This window comes from Asanoa sp. NPDC049475, from assembly GCF_040676915.1.
Lineage (GTDB): Bacteria > Actinomycetota > Actinomycetes > Mycobacteriales > Micromonosporaceae > Asanoa.
This window is the reverse complement of record NZ_JBFAPY010000001.1, coordinates 1,257,048-1,273,210: the sequence shown is the minus strand read 5'-3', so window position 1 is coordinate 1,273,210 and position 16,163 is coordinate 1,257,048. Positions and strand designations below refer to the sequence as shown.

Below are 16,163 nucleotides of genomic sequence, written 5' to 3'. Positions count from 1 at the left end.
GGGGGGGGGGGGGCCCCCCCCCCCCCCGCCCCCCCCCCCCCCCCCGGCGGCGGGGGGGGGGGCCCCCCCCCCCCCCCCGGCCCCCCCCGCGACGGGACGTCAGTTCGCGGAGGACTGGCGGACCAATTGGCGGATCTGGCGTAGCAGGACCGACAGGGCGGCCAGGTCCGAGTTGGACTCGCCGAACTCGTTGATCGCGCGCTGAGCCCGACCGACCGCCGTGGCGTTGGCGGCTTCCCACGCCGCCACGCGTTCCTCGATCGGCGCGCCGTCCGGCGTCGTCTGCAGGATTCCCGCCGTCAGGGCCGCCAGTGCCGCGTACAGGTCGTAGCGCAGCGCCATTCGCGCCAGGGTCTGCCAGCGGTCCTCGCGCGGCAGGAGCGAGATCTTCGACAGCAGCGCGTCGACCCGCAGCCGGTCGCTCAGCACGAAGTAGACCTGTGCCACGTCGCCAGGGGCGCGCGCGGTCACCCGGGCCGTCTCGACCACGTCGATCAGGCCGAAGCCGTACATCACCCGGGCCACCGCGGTCGCCAGGCTCGCCGGCATGCCGCGGGCCTCGACCTCTTCCATGTGCGCCAGCAGCGACTCGCGCTCGGCTCCCACGAACCGGGTGTCGAGCTCCCCGAGCAGGTCCGACACCGCGGCGAAGCGGGCGATCTCGCCCTCGACGTCCAGCGGCGACCGGCGGTTCGTGACCAGCCAGCGGACCGCCCGGTCCATCAACCGCCGCAGCTCCAGGTAGACCTTCGTCTGCGCCGACGTCGGCACCGAGTTGTCGAGCGCCTCCACCGACTCCCAGAGCCGGCGCAGGCCGTAGATCTCGCGGGCCGCCACGAACGCCCGGATGACGTCGGCGGCCGAGGCTCCCGTCTCCTCCATCGCGCGGTAGACGAAGGACGTGCCGCCGCGGTTGACGACCTCGTTGACCAGCACCGTGGTGACGATCTCGCGGCGCAGGCGGTGGCCGGCCATCCGGTCCGCGTACGCCGCGCGCAACGGGGTCGGGAAGTAGTCCGCCAGCACCTCGAAGGTCCACGGCTCGTCGACCAGCGGGTCCGCGAGCACCTGGTTCTCCAGGTCGATCTTCACGTACGCGAGCAGCACCGCGAACTCCGGCGCGGTCAGGCCGCCGGGGCGGGCGGCCAACTCTTCGTCGGTGGGCAGACCCTCCAGCGAGCGGTCCAGCAGGCCCGAGCGTTCCATGTCGCTGATCAGCCGGCGGTGCACCGGCAGCAGCGACTCGGCCTGGACGATAGCCGTGCCGAGCGCGGTGGCCTGGCTGTAGTTGTCGCGCAGCACGAGGTCCGCGACCTCGTCGGTCATCTCGGCCAGCAGCGCGTCGCGGTCGGGCACGGTGAGCTCGCCGTCGGCGACCGCGCCACCGAGCAGGATCTTGATGTTGACCTCGTGGTCGGAGCAGTCGACGCCGGCGCTGTTGTCGATGAAGTCCGTGTAGACCCGGCCGCCGCGCAACGCGTACTCGATGCGGCCCAGTTGGGTCAGCCCCAGGTTGCCGCCCTCGCCGACGACCCGCGCGCGCACCTGCTTGCCGTTGACGCGGATCGCGTCGTTGGACTTGTCGCCCACCTCCGCGTGCGTCTCCGAGGTGGCCTTGACGTACGTGCCGATGCCGCCGTTCCACAGCAGGTCGACGGGCGCCTGCAGGATCGCCTTCTGGAGGTCGGACGGGGACAGGGCGGTCACGTCCTCGCCCAGCCCGAGCGCGTCGCGCACCTGGGGGGAGATCGGGATCGACTTGAGCGTACGAGCGAAGATCCCGCCACCGGACGAGATCAGCGCGGCGTCGTAGTCGGCCCACGACGAGCGCGGCAGGTCGAACAGCCGCCTCCGCTCCGCATAGGACGACGCGGCGTCAGGCGACGGGTCCAGGAAGATGTGCCGGTGGTCGAAGGCGGCCACCAGCCGGATGTGCGGCGAGAGCAGCATCCCGTTGCCGAACACGTCGCCGGACATGTCACCGACACCGACCACGGTGAAGTCGGTGGTCTGGATGTCGGTGCCGAGGTCGCGGAAATGCCGCTTGACCGACTCCCACGCGCCACGGGCGGTGATGCCCATCTTCTTGTGGTCGTAACCGGCCGAGCCGCCGGACGCGAACGCGTCGCCGAGCCAGAACCCCTGCGCCACCGAGATCGCGTTGGCGTAGTCGGAGAACGTCGCGGTGCCCTTGTCGGCGGCCACCACCAGGTAGGGGTCGTCGCCGTCGTGCCGCACCACGTCGGACGGGTGCCGAATCTCGCCGCCCACGATGTTGTCGGTGACGTCGAGCAGTGCGCTGATGAACAGGTTGTAGCAGGTCACCGCCTCGTCGCGGTCGCCCGGCTTCTGCTTGAGGACGAAGCCGCCCTTGGCGCCCACCGGCACGATGACGGCGTTCTTGACCATCTGCGCCTTGACCAGGCCGAGCACCTCGGTGCGGAAGTCCTCGCGCCGGTCGGACCAGCGCAGCCCGCCCCGGGCGACCGGCCCGAACCGCAGGTGCACGCCCTCGAACCGGGGCGAGTACACGAAGATCTCAAATTTCGGTCGGGGCGCCGGCAGGTCCGGCACGGCCTGCGGGTCGAGCTTGAAGGCCACGTAGGACTTCGGCCGGCCGTCGGCACCCCGCTGGAAGAAGCTGGTGCGCAGGGTCGCCTGGATCAGCGTCAGGTAGGACCGAAGGATCCGGTCCTGGTCGAGGCTGTTGACGTCGTCGAGCCGCTTGCCGATCTCGTCGACCAGGGTGGCGGCCCGCTCGGCGCGGTCGTCGTCGCCCAGCGCGAGCCGGGGTGAGAAGCGCACCTCGAACAGCTCGACGAGCCGGGTCGCGATCTCCGGGTACGCGACGAAGGTCGCCTCCATGTAGTCCTGCGAGAAGACCGTGCCCGCCTGGCGCAGGTACTTCGCGTACGCCCGCAGGATCACCGCCTGCCGCCAGGTCAGGCCGGCCAGCAGGACGAGCTGGTTGAACCCGTCGACCTCGGCCTCGCCGCGCCAGGCCGCCGCGAACGCGTTCTCCACGTGCGGCCGCACCGCCGTCGGCAGCGTCTGCCCGTCGGGCAGCTCCAGGCCGAAGTCGTAGAGGTAGACGGTGCCGTCCGCCCGCTCGACCTCGTAGGGCCGCTCGTCGGAGACCCGCACGCCCAGCGAGTGCAGCACCGGCAGCACTGCGGAGAGCACCATCGGCTCGCCGTACCGGAAGACCTTGAACCGCACGTCGAGGTCGTCGCGGTTCTTCCGGAACAGGTGCATCTCGAGCTGGCCCGGCTCCTCCAGCAGCTCGAGCTTGGCCAGGTCCTTGAACGCCTCGTACGGGGTGTTCTCCTCCTTGTAGCCGTCCGGGAACGCGTCCGCGTACCGCGCGAAGAGCGCTTTGCCCTGCTCGTCGCCGAGTTTGCGGCTGAGCATGAGGTTGAAGTCGTCGTCCCACAGGCGGGTGGCGTCCGCGAGCTCTTCGGCCAGCGCGTCGACGTCGACGGCGCCGGGCGGGTTGGTCGGGTCGGTCCGCACGACCACGTGCACGCGGGCCAGCAGCGACTCGGTGACCCGGGTCGTGTAGTCCAACCCGACGCCGTTGAACCGGCGCAACAGGATCTCCTGCATGCGCAGCCGGTTGTGCGTGGTGAACCGGTCCCGGGGCAGGTAGATCAGGCACGAGATGAACCGGCCGTAGCCGTCGCGGCGGACGAACACCCGCAGCTGGCGCCGCCCGGCCATCCGCAGCACGCCGATCACCGCGCGGTACAGGTCGTCGGTCTTGATCTGGAAAAGCTCGTCGCGGGGGTACGTCTCGAGGATCTGGAGCAGGTCCTTGCCGGAGTGGCCGCGGGGGGAGAGCCCGGAGCGGTCGAACACCTCGGCGACCTTGCGGCGCACCACGGGCAGCTCGCGCACGCTGGTGCGGTAGGCGGCGCTGGAGAACAGGCCGAGGAACCGGCGCTCGCCGATCACCTCGCCCTTGTCGTTGAAGACCTTGAAACCGATGTAGTCGAGGTACGCGGAGCGCTGCACCGTGGCCCGGGAGTTGGCCTTGGTGATGATCAGCAGCCGCTTCTCCAGCACCTTGGCCCGCGCCTCGGGCGGCAGGGCGCTCAATGCCAACGGCGTGGTCTGGTCCTGGCGCAGGATGCCCAGCCCGGTGCCCATCTCGGCGGCCAGGAGCTGCTCGCCGCCCTCGCCCGGCACCAGCTTGTATTCGCGGTAGCCGAGGAACGTGAAGTGCTCGTGGGCCAGCCAGCGCAGCAGCTCGACCGAGTCGGTGATGTCCTTCTCCGGCACCGGCGGGCGCGCGTCGGTCGTGCGGGTTGCGGCCAGCTCGTCGGCCATCGCGAGGGCCTTCTGCCGCATCTTGGGCCAGTCCTCGACGGCCTCGCGCACGTCGGTCAGCACCCGCACCAGCTCGCGTTCGAGCTGCTCACGCTCGGTGGCGTCGCGGATCGCGTCGATCTCGACGCGCATCCAGCTCTCCACGATGTCGCCGTCGATGGCGTCGTCGGGCTCGACCTCGGCGGCCACCTCGATGAGCTTGCCCATCGGCTCGCGGCGGACCACGACCAGCGGGTGCACGAGCAGGTGCACGTCGAGGTGCCGGCCGGTGAGCAGCGCCGTGACCGAGCCGACCAGGAACGGCATGTCGTCGATGACGATCTCGATCACCGTGTGTGGCAGATCGGCCACGGGTTCCGTGATGCGCAGCTTGAGCTGGCCCGGCATCCGCTGCTCGGCCAGCTCGCGGTGGCTCCGGGCGGCGTCGGCCATCTCCTGCGCGGTGTAGCCGACCAGCTCCTCGTCGGGGGCGAATCGCCAGAATCTGGCCACCAGGGCCGCTTCCGGACTGCCCGGGCCGGCCAGGGCGACCGCCTCGGCGACCAGTCGCTCGGCGTTGGGCACCGGCTCGTCAAGCTCGCTGTCGTCACCGTCGTCGGCGGTCGCGGTCGCGGCGCCGGCCGCCACGGGCGTGACGAACACGGCGTCGTCGTCGAGCGCGGTGTCGTACTCCTCGGTCAACTCCGGCTGGCCTGAGCGGCGCGCACCGCCGCGGGTCGGTGCCGTGCTCTGCGACGTTCGCGTGGGACGCCGGTCCATCGGTGCCACTCCCCTCGAAACCCACCACGTTGTGGGGCCCAATCCCGTCAGCGTACGGCGGTCCCGGTAAAGGTTCCGCGTCGGATCGGGTCTTCCTAAGTACTGGTGCTCATACCCGTTTTGCGTCGCGTACTAGGGTCCTGATGTTCCCGGGGGAAGGATTTTCAGGCATGCGTCGGTGGATGAGAAAGCGTCCCGCAGCGATCGTGGCCGGCCTGGCCGTCGTCGCGGCCGGACTGGCCGGATGTTCCAGCGACCCCGGCCCGGACGACGCCGTCGACAGCTTCCTGTCGGCGTGGAAGTCCGGCGACTTCAGCCAGATCCCCTTCGTCGAACCGACCGGCTCCAAGATCGCCGCCAGCGAGGTCGCGACGGCTCTCAAGGAGCTGACGGGAGAGCTTCCCGCGCCGGCGGTACGCCGGGAAGGCGACCCCAAGGAGGTCGAGGGCAGCGCGACCGCGGCGATCAACGTCGACTGGACGCTGCCGGGCGACACGCACTGGACCTATCCGTCGACGGTCCGGCTCGTCCAGGGCAACGACGACACCTGGTCGGTGATCTGGGAGCCGGCGATCGTCAACGCCAAGCTCAAGAGCGGCGACCAGCTCGCGCTGCGCCGCCAACGGCCGGAGCGGGCCGGCATCCTGGACGGCGCGGGCAAGCCGATCGTCGAGCCCCGCGACGTGGTGGTGGTCGGCGTCGAGCCGGCCGGCGTCGACGACCCGGAGGGCATCGCCCGGGCGTTGGACAAGGCGTTCAAGTCGGTGCGGCCCGCGCTGCCGCCGATCGACGTGTCGGACCTGCCGAAGCGGATCACCTCGGCCGAGGATCCGGAGCAGTTCCTCGATGTCGTCAGTCTGCGCCGCGACGCGTACCTGCAGATCCGCTCGAAGATCCAGCCTTTGGAGGGCACCCGGTTCCGCGAGGAGAAGCGCGACCTGGCCCCGACCCGCGCGTTCGCCCGCGCACTGCTCGGCTCGGCCGATCCGGCGCTCAAGGAGGACATCGACAAACGGCCTTCCGAGGTGGCCGCGGGAGACCTGGTCGGCCACGGCGGCATTCAGGGCGCTTTGGACAAACAGCTCCGGGGTACGCCCGGCGTCTCGGTCGTGATCGCGAACAAGAACGCGGAGGACGAGGTCGTCGACGGCGAGGAGCTGTGGCGGTCGGAGGCCAAGCCCGGCACGCCGGTGAAGACCACGCTCTCCGTGCCGGTGCAGGAGGCCGCTGACTCGGCGCTGGCCGGGGTGCGGCAGCGTTCCGCGCTGGTCGCCGTGCGGGTCAGCGACGGCGCCGTGCTCGCGGCGGCGAACGGCCCCGACGGCGGCTCGGGCGAGAACCTGGCGTTCACCGCGCAGGTGCCGCCGGGGTCGACGTTCAAGGTGGTCAGTGGTTACGGCCTGCTCGCCGACGGCAAGGTGACGGCGTCGACGGCGGTCGACTGCCCGAAGACCTTCACCGTCGACGGCCGGTCGTTCAAGAACTCGGAGAACTTCGCCCTGGGCAAGGTGCCGTTCCAGGTCGACTTCGCCAAGTCGTGCAACACGGCGTTCGCGTCCCTGGCACCGTCGCTGGGCGACGACGGCCTGGCCGCGGCCGGCCGGGCGCTGGGCCTGGAGGCCAAGTGGGACCTGGGCGTGGACGCGTTCAGCGGCAAGGTCTCGTCCGGGGGCTCGGCGGCCGAACGGGCGGCGGCGGCCTTCGGCCAGGGCACGACGCTGGTGTCGCCGCTTTCGATGGCCGCGGCGACGGCATCGGTGGCGAAGGGCTCAGCGGTGACGCCCCAGGTGCTCGCGGACCGACCGGCGGCGGCTGCTGGGGCGGCGCTGAAGGCCGAGGCCCTCGGCCCGCTGAAGTCGATGATGCGCCAGGTGGTCACATCGGGGACGGCGACGGCCCTGAAGGACGTACCGGGCGGCGCGGTGTCGGGCAAGACAGGGACGGCGGAGTTCGACGACAACCCGGAGCACACGCACGCCTGGTTCGTGGGCTGGCAGGGCGACATCGCGTTCGCGGTCTTCGTCGAGAACGGCGGCGGCAGCGGCACAACAGCGGTCCCGGCCGCGGAGCGCTTCATCCGCGCCCTGCATTGACCGGTCACCGAACGGGAGCATCATCGCGCCGAGCGGTCGGGCTGATCACCTGGCTTGACGTGGTCTGGTCCCGCGGCATGCTGGTCCAGGCCGCGGCAGCCGTGGACGTCCGTCAGCCTGCCGGCGACTCGTCGGTGGGTGTGCCGGGACGGCGCAGGCCTCCGGGCCGCACGTCCGCGACTAGGGCGTCATCGTCATCAGGTGACGTCGTGCGCCGCCAACCATCAGGGTGCGTCTCGGTCGGCACCGGGTCGCCGTCACCGACCTGACCGGGCCGCCGCAGCCCACCGGGCCGCACATCCGTCGCGACCACATCGCCGTCGTCGGTCGAGGCCCGGCGACGCAAACCACCCGGCCGCACGTCCTCCACACCCGAGTCTTCGCCAGCCGACGAAGGCCGCCGCCGCAGGCCGCCCGGGCGGATGTCGTCCGCGCCCGAGTCGTCGCGCTCAGCGGAAGTCCGCCGACGCAAGCCGCCGGGCCGCACCGCCGGGTCGTCCTCATCGGACGTAGGGCGCCGCCGCAGGCCGCCTGGGCGCACCTCCGCCGCGGCCGGGTCTGCTTCATCGGACGAAGGTCGGCGTCGTGGGGTACTCGGACGCGAGTCGGTCGCGGCGGGATCGTCGTTGGTGGCGCGACGGAGGCGGCCTGGGCCGGCGGTGTCGCTGCCGAGTGGGGCGGCCAGGATGTCGGCGGCCGAGCGTCGTTTGCGGGCGTTGTCGGCGTCGCCGCTGAGCACGTCGAAGGCCGACCGGCGCTGGCGTCCGATCGCCGGCTTCTTGGGTTCCGGAGCCGGATTCTGGTCTTCGGTCGCCGGCGACGCCTCGGCCACCGTCGGCGCCGGCTCATCCGGCTCGGTCACCACCGGAACCGGGACCACAACAGGCGCCGGCTCGGCGACCGCTACCACCGGCTCCGGCCCGTCCGCCACAGCCGTCAGCGGCGGCCGGAAGCGGTCACCATCGGGTGCCGGCCTGCGGCGCGGCGTGAAGGCCAGCGGAGATCGTGTCGACGCTGCCGCCGCCGCGCGGATCGGAGCCAGGCCCGCGACGAGCGAGCTCACGATCTCGGCCGCGTACGTGCCGTCCGCGTCGTAGTCCGGGTCGAAGACCGTGAGCTCGATCCCCAGGCAGTGTGGGGTGTCGACCAATCCGGCGATCAGCAGCTCCAGCTCGGTGAAGGCGATCCCGCCCGGATCAGGCGCGTCCACCGCCGGCATCACCGCCGGGTCCAGGACGTCGACGTCGACGTGTACCCAGTAGCCCGCACAGTCCGCGAGTTGGTCGCGCGCCCACTGCGCCGAGCGGGCCGCGCCCTCCGCGCGCAGCGCCGGCACCGGGCGGGTCAGGATGCCGGCGGCCTGGAGGTCCAGGCGGTACTCGTCCTGGGCTCGGATGCCCAGCACCACCACGTCTATGTCGCGGAAGTAGGGTCTTCGGCCTTCGATGGCCGCCAGGTCGGCCTGGCCGCGGCCCGTGGCCAGGGCCAGGTCCTCGCCGGCCGCCGCACCCACATAGGACGCGTTGCCCGGGTGGCGGAAGTCGGAGTGGCCGTCTACGAAGACCAGGCCGATCCGGCCACCGACCGCCTCGCCGAGGCGGTGCATGGCCAGGCCGGAGCCCAGCAGGATGGAACAGTCACCGCCCAGGACCACCGGGAACTCGTCCGCGTCGATGATGGCGCCGATGCGGCCCGCCAGGGCTACCGAGTACGCGGCGATCGCGTTCGCGTGGCAGACGCCGTCGCCCGGTCGCCAGTCGCCCGGGTCGTACCGTGGCGGGGTCAGACAGCCCGCGTCGCGGGCGGCGAGGCGGCCCAGCAGGCCGTGGTCGCGGAGAGCGCCGGGCGCCTTGGCGCAGCCCGGAGTGGACGTCGGCGTGGGCGGTCGTAGGCCCAGGTTCGACGGCGCGTCCAGGAGTGCGATCCGGCGCACGGCGGTCACCGGCTCAGAACAGCGCGCTGGCCAGGGCCCGGCGGGCCGCGGAGACCGCCGGGTCGTCGGGTCCGGCGATCGTGAACAACGACACCAGATGCTTGCGGACCGTCTCCTTGTCGTCGCCGACGCTGCGTCGGACCAGGTCGACCAGTCTCTTGTAGGCGCGCTCCGCCTCGCCGCCGAGCACCTCGACGTCGGCCGCGAGCAGCTGCCCCGGGATGTCGTCCGGAGCGGCGGCCAGGGCCGTGGCCGCGTCGACGCCCTGCACCCGGCGGAAGAGGCCGACCTGGGCCAGCCCGGCCTCGGCCGCGGCATCGGCCGGCGCCTCGAACAGGATCTTCTTGTACGCCGCCTCGGCCGCGTCGAGGTCGCCCACCATCAGCGCGTCGTCGGCGGACTCGAGCCGCGGGTCGGCCGGCGTCTCGACCTCGACGCCGCCCGCCTTGAGGACCGCGCCGATCCACTGGCGGAGCTGGGCCTCGGGCACGACCCCGGAGAAGGCGTCGACGGGCTGGCCACCGACGACCGCGAAGACCATCGGGATGCCCTGCACCCGGAACATCTGCGCGAGCCGCTGGTTGGCGTCAACATCGATCTTGGCGAGCACCCAGGCGCCGCCGCCCTCGATGGCGAGCTTCTCCAGGACCGGCGAGAGCTGCTTGCACGGCTCGCACCACTCGGCCCAGAAGTCGATCACCACGGGGGTCGTCATGGAACGTTCGAGGACCTCGGCCTGGAAGGTCGCCTCGGTTACCTCGATCACGGCGGAGCTGCCGCCGCCCGAGGGTGAGAAAGCGGGCGGTGAGGCCGGCCCGCCCTCGCTGGCACCGGCCGCCGGGGACGGTGATCCGGACGGCCGCAGTGCGCCGAGATCGACCGCACCGCGGGTGAAGATCGACGGAGAGGTCCGTGGTTCGCTCATGGTTCCCTAGTCTCGCACGCGCAGCGCGCGACGCAGACCGACCGCCACGGTGGTGAACAGCAGGGCCGCCACGACCGCCGGAAGGGCGATGGCGATGAGCCTGGGCCAGGTCGGTGCCGCGAGCGCGAAGTCATCATCGACGAAATACGGGACATACCGGCCGACCACCGCCCAGGCGATGACGGCCGCTACCAAACCGGTTACCACGGCCGCGATGGCGACCGGCAGATAGGCCCAGAGAACCCAGCTCCCGCCGGTACGCGCCGCGAGTCCCTGCCGCCGCAGGGCGACCATGTCGTCGAGCACCCGCCGACGGTCGACGGCCGCCATCAGCCACATGCCGCACGCGGCGAGCAGCACCGCGACCCCACCGGCCAGCGGGTGGAACCAGACGGCGAGCGCCGGCCCGCGCCCGTCGAGCCGGTCGGCGGCCGCCGCCATCGAGTCCCGGCCGGTCACCACCAGCCCCTTGGCGGCGAGCCGCTGCTCGATGTCGGGCGGAGCCGCCGGCCCGAGCCAGACCTCGGGAAGGTCCAGGTCGGTGCTGCCCGTGGCGAGCCACTCGGCGTACCCGAGGTCCATCAGCAGCCCCGTGCCGATCCGCGGCAGCGCGCGAGCCTGCCCGACCGGCCGGATGGCCACCGCGTTACCGTCGACGCCCTCGGCGTCGCCCGACCTGGGCGGCGGCCCGCCGCTGAGCACCGGGACGTCGACGGGAGTGCCGGTCGGCACCAGTACGGTCGGCTTCGGCTGGATGACCGCGCCGGGCACGACGACGTGCACGCCGCCGTCCGCCGCAGTCGCCTTGGCGTCGTCGTTGGCCCGCCATTTGTCGGTCGTGAAGGCCGGCACAACGTCGGTGAGCGGCTGGCCCCAGTCGGCTCGGACGGCCAGCGACACGACCGACACCTCGGCCGCCTCGCCGCCGGCCGCGGAGTAGACCGCCTCGATCCCGGCCAACCGGCAACCGTCGGCACAGGCAGGGCTGAACAGCGGCCAGCTGTGCCGGCCCGGCTCGATCTTGGCACTGCCGGCCCGCACGGGTGCGCCGCCGGCGAGCGGGCGGAGCAACGCGGTCAGATGCAGTTCGGTGCCCGGTCGCGTCGGCGTCCCGTAGTCGACGGCGAGCGCGAGTTCCACGCCCTTGACGATCACCGGCTCGTCGTCCGGCGGTCGCAGCGCGGCGGCGACCTCGGCCGGCGAGCGGCCGCCGTACTCCGGGCGCCAGTTCGCCACGGCGGGCAGGGCGGCGGTGTCAGCGAAGAGCACCTGCGGCCCGTCGAGCACTCGTCGGGTGCCGACCGCCATCGCGAACCGGCCGTCCGGGTCGACGGCTCGCACCGCCGCCCGCAGGGTGCCCGAGTCCGTCGGCGCGACTTCCACCGTGCGGATGGCGCCGGTCTGCACGGCAGCCCGGTCAGCGCGCGCCCGGTCGGCCACGTCGACCGTGGTGGTCGCGAAGCCGAACACCGCGACAGCGACGGCCAGCAGCACGAACAGGCGCTGGCTGCCCGGCCGCCGGGCGACCTGGAGGGCACCGAGGGCCAATCCGAGGCGGCCGCGCTCGACCGCTCGGCGGCCGAGCCACGCGGCGAGCGGCATCAACAGCCGACCGACGAGCACCGCCAACGCGAGCCCGATCAGCCCTGGCACCAGCAGGCCGAGCCCGAGCAACTGGCCGTCGAACGCACGTAGCTGCACTGTGGCGAGCACGGCGAGCACGACCGCACCGGCGTCGATCGCGATCGTCTGCCAGTTGCTGCCCCGCGCCGGCACCCGCCGCAGCAGGTCGACGACCGGGCTGGCGAGATCGCGGCGCAATGCCAGCAGCCCGACCAGCACCGCTCCGGCGACCGCGATCAGGGCGGCCGACACCGCGCCCGGCGCGGGCGTGAGATCGAAGACGGGGATCGGGCCGAATCGCGCGTCGGCGACCGCCCGGGTGGCCAGGGTGCCGGCCAGGTAGCCGAGCGGGGCACCGACCGCGATCGCGATCACGCTCTCCCCCGCGGCGAGCCAGAACCGGCCGATCCGCGGCGCGCCGCGCAGTGCGATCAGGGCCTGCTCGTGCCGGCGGGCCGCGGTCGAGCCGGCGACCGCGACGAAGATGACGAGCCAGCACAGGCCGATCAGTGGTAGCCCGGCCAACGGCACCAACTCGCGGGTCAGGGCGTCGGAACGGTGTACGCGTTCGAAGAACCCCGGCAGCTCGTTGGTGAACGAGGCGAAGCGCGACGTTTCGTCGTCGGAGCCCAGGTCGTCGCTCAGCTTGTCGAGCGCCGCGGACAGCTCCGGCAGATGGTCGGCGTCGAGAGCGCCCGGGCCCGGGATCGCCTCGACGGTGCGGTTGTCGAAGTCGTGCTCGATCCCGTCGACCGTCGGCCGCCCGGCGAACAGCGGCTCCGCGGCGGTGTCCGGGGCGGTCGGTGCGAAGTAGCCGCTGCGCCCCCAGTACGGCTCGTCGCGGTCGAGTGGTCGGTAGACGCCGACGACGGTGATCGGCTCCGGCCGCCCGGCGATGAACCACTTGCCGGTGATGTCGTCGTAGCGGGCCCAGCTGAGCATCGTCGACCCGCCGGGCGTCACTTTGAGCCGGCGGGCGGTGGACTCGCCGACCACCACCTCGCCGGCCGCCATCAGACAGCGCCCAGTGACGATCCGCACGTGTTCGCAGAGGCCGTCGCGGAAGGTCAGCCACGACACGTCGTTCGACTCGCCTTCCAGGCCGAGCACCGGCAGGATCGCGGTCAGCACGGTGTTGAACCGGGGCAGCTCGGCCAGGTCGTCGGCCAACGAGTCGAACCGCTCCTGCTGGGAGCTGTCGATGCCGGCTTGGATCGCCACCGTGCGCTCCTCCGGCGGCGTGTTGGCCACCTCGGCGACCACCGCGGCCCGGTCCACCGAGGCCGTATAGACCGGGCCGGCCACCGCCGCCGCCGTGGCCAGCGCGCTGAGCAGCACCACCAGCGCCGCCTGCGCCCGGCGGGCAGTGATCATCAGACGCACCAGAGCGATCACACGGACTCCTCGTCGACCGCACGGACGAGCAGCGTCGCGGCCGCCGCGCCGGCGGCGCCGACGACCAGCAGCGCACCGAGCAGCGCCAGGCCGAGCGGCACGAACTGTGGGCCGACGGCGACCGGTAGCACGTTCCAGCCGTCGACGAAGAGCGGGATCGGCTGGCGGGTGACCGCCTGGGCCAGCGCACTCGCGCCGATGCCGAGCACGATCGCCGCCAACGCGAGTCCGAGGTAGCCACCCCAGGCGACCCGGCTGACCGCCCGGGGGGCCAGGCCCTGTGCGCGCAGCGCGGCGAGTTCGGCCGCCCGTTCGGGGCGTTCGACAGCAGCCACCACGATGAAGGCGCCGGCGGTGAGCAGCAGTCCGGCGAGGGCGGCCACGAGCTGGAAACGCAACGCGGCCGGTGGTGCCTCGCGACCGAACCGGTCGGTCAACGCGGCCGAGGTCTTGTCGGAGATCACGGTCACCCCGCCGGCCCGCAGCCGGTCGAGGATGCCGGGGTCGGCGTCGGCGGTCAGCCAGACCTGCGGCACATCGTCGGCGCCGGGGTTCTCGGCGATCCGGTCCGCGTATTCGAGGTCCATCAGGTAACCGAAACGGGTGGCGGTGGGCAGGGTGCCGACAACACCGACCGTGCGAATCGGGACCCGATCACCCCCGAAGACGGGCAGTCGTGGGTCGCCGCTCGCCGGGGTCCGGGCGTTGGCGGTGGTGACCACCGGCAGCGGCGCGGGCGAGTCGACGACGTACGCCAGGGTGGCCCGGTCAGGGTCGCGCGCGGCGCGGACCGCGGTGATCGTGAGCGCCCCGTCCTTCGTGGCCAGGCTCGGGCCGACCACGTCGGCGCCGACGCCGGCCCGCCAGCGCGACACGTCGCCGAGCGTTGCCGGCGGCAGGACCGGCCCGGCCGCACCGGTCAGCCCGAAGACGGTGACCGTCGTGCCCGGCTCGGGCACCACCGAGCGCCCGGCGAAGTTGCGGGCCACCGGCTCGACGCCGAGCACCCGGCAGCCCGCGTCGCAACCGCTCAGCGTCGCGGTGTAGCTGGCCCGCGGGCCGCTGACCGGGCCGAACCGCACGGTGACCTGGTCACCGGCCGCGTTCATCAGGTGCAGCAGGACGAGCACGGGGTCGGACGCGGTCGGCGCGATGCCGCCGCCGAGACCGCCCGGGTCGTCCGCGCCCGGCGGCGCCAACGGCGCAGGCGTCAGCTTGACCTCGACATCGAGGGTCAGCCGTCCATCGGGAGTGGACAGCGCGGCCGGTGCCGGCGGGTGGAGCAGGTCGGCCAGGGCGGCGGGCGGCGGGCCGCCGTACACCGCCTGCCAGTCGGCGACCGCCGCGAAGCGGGCCGAATCGACGGCGAGCAGCACCGTGGCGGGCCCGTTGAGGCTGCGGACGACCGCCATCGCCTGCCGGCCGCCCGGGTCGGCGGCCCGCACAGCGGCGACAAGCTGCGCGCGGCTGCGCGCCTGGACCGTGAGCACCCGGTCGGCGCCGAGCTCGTGTCGGGCCCGCTCGACCCGGCCGTCGGTCGCCGCGGTCCACCCGCCGACCGCCGTGCCGAGCAACGCGACGGCGATGACCAGCAGCGCGAAGACGCGGTGGGTGCCGGGCCGCCGGGCGAGCTGGGTGGCACCCAAGGCCGCCGGGACGTGGCCGGAGCGGAGCGCCCGCTTGCCGACCCCACCGGCCAGCGGGGTGAGCAGCCGCGCGGCGGCGAGCGCGACGAGGACGGCGACCAATGCGGGCGCGAGCAGCGCGAGGCCGGTGGTGTCGTCGCGGTCGACCGAGGTCGCGTAGCTCTGGTAGAGCCCGCCGGCGGCGACGAGCACGATGAGCAGGTCAACCACCTCGGCCCGCCAGCCACGTCGCCGGGACGGCACGTGCCGGAGCAGGTCGCCGACCGGTGCGCGCATGCCGCCGGCGTCGGCGACGATCGCCGCGAGCACCGCCCCGATCAGGGCCGCGAGCGCGGCGACGCCGGAGAGGATGGCGGCCGACGCGGTCTGCCGGACGTCGCCGGCGACCAACCTGGCCACCCCGAGCCCGACGGCCGCGCCGAGCGCCGCACCGAACAGCATCGGCACCGCGCTCTGCGAGATCGCCAGGTGCCAGAGCCGCCAGCGCGCGGCACCGCGCAGCTTCAGCAGGCCGATGTCGGGCCGGCGCTGCTCGGCCGTGTGCCGGACCGCGAAGAACAGTCCGAACCAGCAGAGCACCAGCAGCTGTACGGCCGCCAGCCCGACGCCGAGGCCGACGAGGTCGCGTTCCCGGTCGATCCGCCCGGCCAGCGTGACGGCGTCGGTGCTGACCCGCCATGCGCCGTTGTCGCGGCCCACCGCGGCCAGGGCAGCGCGCAGCCCGGCGAGGTCGTCGAGGAACATGCCGGGCGGGATGCGCAGGTGGTAGTCGGCGAGGATCTCCTTGATCGGCAGCGCGGCGATGGTGTCCGAGCTGACGAAGGCGGGGTCGCCGGGCCCGTCCCCGCTCGGGTCGAGTGCTCCCGAGCCGCCGTAGTCGGTCAGCGCCCAGTAGGGGCCGAGCGGATCCGACAGCTGGTAGGTGCCGGCGACGGTGAACTCGATCGGCGGCTGCGAGGACAGCGCGAAGTCGACCTTGTCGCCGGCCTTGACCTGGAGGGCCTGCGCGGTGCGCCGGCTCAGCAGCACCTCGCCGCGCTCGCGCGGGCAACTGCCCTCGACCGCCAGGTGCTCGCACATGTCGTCGCGGTAGACCACCCGCAGGCCGACCTTGCCCAGGTCGGAGACGATCGAACCGGTCTCCCGCAGGGACGTGGTGGTGCCGGCGCCCGGGAGGTCGACCAGCGCGCCGGCCTGCTGCTCGACCTCGGAGACCACCTCGGCCCCCGGGCGAACCGTGCCGCCGGCCGCGATCGAACCCTCGACCCGGCCGGCGACCCACACGACGAGTTCGCTGGACCGGGCTCCGTCGACGTCGGCCACCGCGACCGAACGTTCCGCGGCGCTGACGTACCAGGGCGCCGCCGCGGCGACGGCCACGGCGAGGCCGGTGAGCACGAGCACCGTCGCGGCCTGAGCACGGCGCGCCCGCAGCGCGCCCCGAACGACTTTGAACATCC

The 16,163-nt window shown here is 73.0% G+C and carries 5 protein-coding genes and 1 pseudogene; 1 reads left to right on the top strand and 5 read right to left on the bottom strand.

The genetic code is table 11. The features are described 5' to 3' along the window. Window positions 1-99 precede the first annotated feature (99 nt). Window positions 100-5,088 carry an NAD-glutamate dehydrogenase gene (locus AB0J88_RS05945; protein ID WP_364352976.1) on the bottom strand — a complete coding sequence of 1,663 codons (4,989 nt, stop codon included), beginning with the start codon at window positions 5,086-5,088 and terminating at the stop codon, window positions 100-102. Between the two features lie 182 nt (window positions 5,089-5,270). Here AB0J88_RS05945 and AB0J88_RS05940 point away from each other — a divergent pair, with 182 nt between their 5' ends. Continuing rightward, on the top strand, window positions 5,271-7,181 hold the full coding sequence (locus tag AB0J88_RS05940) for a penicillin-binding transpeptidase domain-containing protein (protein WP_364352973.1): 1,911 nt from the start codon (window positions 5,271-5,273) through the stop codon (window positions 7,179-7,181). A gap of 1,030 nt (window positions 7,182-8,211) precedes the next feature. Here AB0J88_RS05940 and AB0J88_RS05935 read toward each other — a convergent pair. The 4 genes and pseudogenes from AB0J88_RS05935 to AB0J88_RS05920 all read right to left on the bottom strand — a co-directional run. Next, window positions 8,212-9,114: pseudogene (locus tag AB0J88_RS05935) on the bottom strand (arginase family protein); the annotation flags it as partial. A gap of 13 nt (window positions 9,115-9,127) precedes the next feature. Further along, window positions 9,128-10,039 (bottom strand): tetratricopeptide repeat protein, encoded by a 912-nt coding sequence (locus AB0J88_RS05930; protein WP_364352970.1) that lies wholly within the window; start codon window positions 10,037-10,039, stop codon window positions 9,128-9,130. A gap of 6 nt (window positions 10,040-10,045) precedes the next feature. Continuing rightward, a complete protein-coding gene (locus tag AB0J88_RS05925; RefSeq protein WP_364352967.1) occupies window positions 10,046-13,057 on the bottom strand; it encodes an FtsX-like permease family protein in 3,012 nt (1,003 codons plus the stop codon). Beyond that, entirely contained in the window at window positions 13,054-16,161 is a 3,108-nt protein-coding gene (locus tag AB0J88_RS05920) for an FtsX-like permease family protein (RefSeq protein WP_364352964.1), read from the bottom strand. Before AB0J88_RS05920 ends, AB0J88_RS05925 begins: the two co-directional genes overlap by 4 nt. Window positions 16,162-16,163: the final 2 nt, after the last annotated feature.